Below are 5,137 nucleotides of genomic sequence, written 5' to 3' on the forward strand. Positions count from 1 at the left end.
CTTAACTGACAGGCATTACCTATGGGTAGGTGCCTTTTTTTTGCGCTGGAGTTGCCTACCGAGTGCGCCAGGCGGTTTCCGAGCGCCTTGGGCATCTTGCCTCCGCCCCGCCGCCGATTACCGGGCGGGTACTTGCAATATGAGGTACGGTTCAAGGTTGCATCGATGTCATGCCGTGATGGTATGCATTCCTATAAAACCGTTTCGCAGTAGGCTGCCGCAATCCGAAGCCGTTGGGCTATCCTAAATGGCTTAATGCAATTATCTTTTCCCGCTGCACAACTAATCGAACCGGCAAATGTCATTCACAGCAGGCCGGCCATTCATCGGGACGCCGGCCTTCACCACTGGAGCGAAGGCACATGGCAACACTGCAAGGCAGCACGTTGGAGGCTATCCAACATAGCCAGGCGCAACTGCGCGAGGAATGGATAGCCAGCCTCGAAACCAACGGCGCCACGCGCAATATCAAAGAACAGGTACTGGCACAGGAAACCCAGGAATTTCTGCAGTTGCTGGTGGACGGCCTGCGCGCTGGTGGCGGCAACCACCTGGCCGGCAGCGAGTGGGAGGCGTTGCGCCGGTTCCTGGAGAAGCTTTCTGCCAGCCGGGCTCAGCTTGGCCACGATTCGCACCAGGCCGCGTTCTTCATCTTCGCTTTGAAAGGGCCGCTGTTCGGCTTGCTGCAAACGCAGTACAGCAGCGAGCCGGCACGCCTGGCCGAGCAACTGTGGCTGGTGTCGGAACTGCTCGATGGCATGGGTATGCACACCATCCGCGCTTTCCAGAAAACCCGCGAGGAAGTGATCAGGCGCCAGCAGGAAGAACTGCTGGAGCTGTCTACCCCTGTGGTCAAACTGTGGGACGGGGTGCTGGCGCTGCCACTGATCGGTACGCTGGACTCGCAGCGTAGCCAGACGGTCATGGAGTCGCTGCTGCAACGCATCGTCGACACCGGCTCGGAAATTGCCATCATCGATATCACCGGTGTGCCTACCGTCGACACCCTGGTCGCCCAGCACCTGCTGAAGACCGTCACGGCCATCCGCCTGATGGGCGCCGACTGCATCATCAGTGGCGTGCGCCCGCAAATCGCCCAGACCATCGTGCACCTGGGGCTGGACCTGGGCTCGCTGACCACCAAGGCCAGCCTGGCCGACGCCCTCAAGCTAGCCCTTGCACGCCTGGGCTGCGACATCAGCAAGCAGGGGTAAGCCCATGGAGCGTATCCCGATCCTGCAAATGGGCGAGTTCCTGCTCGTGACCATTCAGGTCGACATGCACGACCAGCTGGCGATGACCCTGCAGGAAGACCTGACCGAGCGCATCAGCAGTACCTCGGCCCGGGGCGTGTTGATCGATATTTCCGCGTTGGACATGGTCGACTCGTTCATCGGCCGGATGATCGCCAGCATTTCTGGCCTGTCCCGCATTCTGGATGCCGAAACCATGGTGGTCGGCATGCAGCCGGCCGTGGCCATTACCTTGGTCGAACTGGGCCTTACCCTGCCGGGCGTAAGCACGGCACTCAATGTGGAGCGTGGCATGCAAGTGCTGCGTCAACGTGTGAGCCAAAAATGAATGTGCGCGAAAGCGGCAGCCAACCGGTACGAATCGAACAGGATGTGGTACTGGCGCGTCAGTTGGCGCGCAAGCTGGCCGGCGAATGCGGCATGCGCCTGGTGGACCTGACCAAGCTGGTGACGGCAGTCAGTGAACTGGCGCGCAACACGGTGGTGTATGGCGGTGGTGGCGACATGGACTGGGCTGTGCTGGAGGATGGCGGGCGCACCGGTTTGCGCCTGTTGTTCCGCGATGAGGGCCCCGGCATCCCCGACATCAAGCTGGCGCTGACTGACGGCTGGACCTCGGGCGGTGGCCTGGGCCTGGGCCTGACCGGCGCTCGGCGGCTGGTCGATGAATTCGAACTGGACACCGCGCCAGGGCAGGGCACACGCGTGACGATCACCCGATGGGCATGAACCTGTTCGCCAGCCAGACCCAGGTGATGGGCCTGGCAGACCCGAGCGATGTTGGCCACGCCCGGCGTACCGCACAAAAGCTGGCCGAGCGGCACGGCTTTGACGAAGAGGACTGCGGCCGTGTGGCGCTGCTGGCCACCGAGCTGTGCAGCAACGTGCTCAAGCATGCAGGCTGCGGTGAACTGCACCTGCGGGTGCTGCCCCGTGAGCACGGGGGTTATGCCATTGAACTGCTCACGGCGGACCGTGCCCAGGGCTTTGATGCACAGGCCTGCCTGACCGATGGTTATTCAACCGCAGGCACCCAGGGTATCGGCCTGGGTGCCTTGGCGCGCATGGCCCAGGTATTCGATGTGTACGCCGATGCGCGCGGCGCGGTGGTGCTGGCGCGCGTGCATGCCCAGCGCGACCACGCGCCAGACTTGCGCGTGGGGGTAAGCCAGCATGCCCTGCATGGCGACCCCGCCTGTGGCGATACCTGGCACCTGGCGATCGAAGGGCAGCGTATCAGCGCCCTGGTGATCGACGGCCTGGGCCACGGTGTGGATGCCCAGGCTGCAGCCAGCGCGGGCGTGGCAGTGTTTGCCCAGGCCCCGTTCGCCGGCCAGTTGGAGCAATTGCAGGCCATGCACCAGGCCATGAATGGCGGCCGTGGTGGCGCGGTGGCGATAGCACGCTATGACGGTGCCCGCGACCACCTCGGTTTTGCCGGCATCGGCAATATCGGCGCCAGCCTGGTGAGCGCCACCCAGGTGCGTGGGTTGGCTTCGTTGCCCGGTATCGTTGGCGGCCAGTATAGAAAAGCCCAGGTATTTGACTACGCTCAAGCGAATGGAAAACTGTTGATCATGTACAGCGACGGCCTGCAGTCCCGTTGGAATCTGGAGAATTACCCTGGCCTGGTGCACCGTCACCCGGCCGTGATCGCGGCATTGCTGCACCGCGACTTCTGCCGGGGCCGGGATGATGTAACCGTGCTGGTCATCGACCTGGAGGCGGCGCATGGCTGATGCAGAGGTAATTGCCCGGCTGCAGGCGGATAACGATGCCCTGCGTGCCGAACTGGAAGAAACCAACCAGGGCGTGCTGGCGCTGTACGCCGAGTTGGACATACAGGCCGAACAGCTGCGCCAGGCGTCGGACTTGAAAAGCCGCTTCCTGTCGTACATGAGCCACGAATTCCGCACGCCGCTGGGTTCGATCCTGAGCATCACCGGCCTGCTTACCGACGAGCTCGACGGGCCGCTGTCGGCTGAACAGCACCGCCAGGTCACCTTTATCAGCACCGCCACCCGCGAGCTGTCCGACATGGTCGACGACCTGCTCGACCTTGCCAAGATCGAAGCCGGGCGCATCAGCATCTCGCCGGCCTGGTTCGACATGCTCGATCTGTTCGCGGCCTTGCGCGGCATGTTCCGGCCGATTGTCGACGCTACTGCAGTCGACCTTATCTTCGAGGAGCCTACAGGGCTGCCGCGGCTGTACACCGATGACAAGAAGCTCGCGCAGATTCTGCGCAATTTCATTTCCAACGCGCTGAAGTTCACCGCCCAGGGTGAGGTGCGGGTGTCGGCCCAGCTGTATGGCGACGACCGCATCCGCTTTGCCGTCCGTGATACCGGCATTGGCATTGCAGCAGAGCTGTTGGATACGTTGTTCGAAGATTTCACCCAGGTAGATTCGCCACTGCAGAAGCGCTTTCGCGGCACTGGTCTGGGCCTGTCGTTGTGCAAGCGCTTTGCCATGCTGCTGGGTGGCGAAGTGGGGGTGCACAGTGAACCAGGGGAAGGCTCTACCTTCTTCGTGGTGATTCCTCTGGCCCTGGCTCAGGAGAACGCCGATGAAACCTGAGGTGCGCTTGCTGATTGTGGACGATAACGTCGCCACCCGCTACGCACTGCGCCGGCGCCTGGTAGTGCACGGCTACGAAGTACTGGAGGCAGGCACCGGCGGTGAAGGCCTTGCGCTGATTCGCGACGAGCAGATAGATGCCTTGATCCTGGACGTGAACCTGCCCGACATGAGCGGGTTCGATGTCGTACGGTTGCTGCGCGAAGATGCCCGCACGGCGTTGTTGCCGGTGATTCACGTGTCGGCCGCGTCGATCCAGAGCGGTGACATCATCACCGGCTTGAACGCTGGCGCCGATGCTTACCTGGTGCACCCGGTAGACCCGGATGTGTTGCTGGCAACCTTGCGTACCCTGTTGCGGGTGCGGGATGCCGAGCGCGCCCTGCGCCGCAGCGAGGCGCGCTTTCGCGAGATATTTACCGGTGTATCGGCGCCCATCGCGGTGCTCGACGCCGAGTTCAAGGTGCACGAGTGCAACCAAGCGTTCAGCCACCTGACCCAGGAAAACAGCAACCCCTCGCAACTGCTGGAATGCTTTGCCAGCGGCCAGGAGCCAGCGTTGGCCGACCTGCGCCGGCACCTGGCGGCTGGCGAGCGCTGGAAGGGCACCCTGAGCATGCTGGTGCACGGGCATGTACGCGAAACCGAGTGGCAGCTGTCGCCCTACCAGGCGCCAGGGCTGTGCCTGGTGTTCATCGAGGACATCACCGAGCACCGCCACCGGGAACGCTCCCACCTGGCCCGCCTGGACGATGCCACCAGCCAGTTGGCGCGGGAAGTGGCGGTGCGCGAACGCACTGAAGCGCAACTGCTGCAACTGCAGAAAATGGATGCCCTGGGCAGCCTGACCGGCGGCATTGCCCACGATTTCAACAATTTGCTCACCGGCATCATCACCAGCCTGGAACTGATCTGCAAACGGGTGGCGGAAAACCGTATAGAGAAAGTGCCCAGGTACGCCGAAGCCGCACTCAGTTCAGCCACCAGCGCGGCCTCGTTGACCCATCGGTTGCTGGCCTTCGCGCGCCAGCAGCCACTGGATACCCGCCCGGTGGACGTCAACCAGCATGTACGCTCGCTGGAAGAGCTGCTGAACCGCACCATCGGCGAGCGCATCCAGCTTACCCTGGACCTGTCGACCCACCCGGCCATCGCCCTGGTCGACCCGGTGCAACTGGAGAGCGCGGTGCTCAACCTGGTGATCAATGCGCGCGATGCCTTGGCCAAGGGCGGGCGGATCTGGGTGAACACCGCAGCCACCTGGTCGCAGGGCAACCCCGACCTGGCGGACGGCCATTACATTG

General features: G+C 63.1%; 6 protein-coding genes. All 6 read left to right on the top strand.

The annotated features are described in order from the left end of the window. Nucleotides 1–362 precede the first annotated feature (362 nt). Nucleotides 363–1,214 (top strand): STAS domain-containing protein, encoded by an 852-nt coding sequence (locus G1E_RS21145; protein WP_029885913.1) that lies wholly within the window; start codon nt 363–365, stop codon nt 1,212–1,214. A 4-nt stretch (nt 1,215–1,218) separates the two neighbouring features. After that, nucleotides 1,219–1,581 (top strand): STAS domain-containing protein, encoded by a 363-nt coding sequence (locus G1E_RS21150; RefSeq protein WP_009683492.1) that lies wholly within the window; start codon nt 1,219–1,221, stop codon nt 1,579–1,581. Further along, nucleotides 1,578–1,982 (top strand): anti-sigma regulatory factor, encoded by a 405-nt coding sequence (locus tag G1E_RS21155; RefSeq protein ID WP_009683493.1) that lies wholly within the window; start codon nt 1,578–1,580, stop codon nt 1,980–1,982. The genes G1E_RS21150 and G1E_RS21155 overlap by 4 nt, the downstream gene beginning before the upstream one ends. Beyond that, complete coding sequence (locus tag G1E_RS21160) at nt 1,979–2,992, top strand: ATP-binding protein (protein WP_033690513.1); 1,014 nt, start codon at nt 1,979–1,981, stop codon at nt 2,990–2,992. Before G1E_RS21155 ends, G1E_RS21160 begins: the two co-directional genes overlap by 4 nt. Further along, nucleotides 2,985–3,833, top strand: a complete 849-nt coding sequence (locus tag G1E_RS21165) for a sensor histidine kinase KdpD (RefSeq protein ID WP_009683495.1) — start codon at nt 2,985–2,987, stop codon at nt 3,831–3,833. The genes G1E_RS21160 and G1E_RS21165 overlap by 8 nt, the downstream gene beginning before the upstream one ends. After that, nucleotides 3,823–5,137, top strand: a 1,315-nt coding sequence (locus G1E_RS21170; protein WP_047150083.1) for a response regulator, incomplete at its 3' end; no start/stop codon positions are given. The genes G1E_RS21165 and G1E_RS21170, both read left to right, overlap by 11 nt.

Source organism: Pseudomonas sp. TJI-51 (genome assembly GCF_000190455.2).
GTDB lineage: Bacteria > Pseudomonadota > Gammaproteobacteria > Pseudomonadales > Pseudomonadaceae > Aquipseudomonas > Aquipseudomonas juntendi.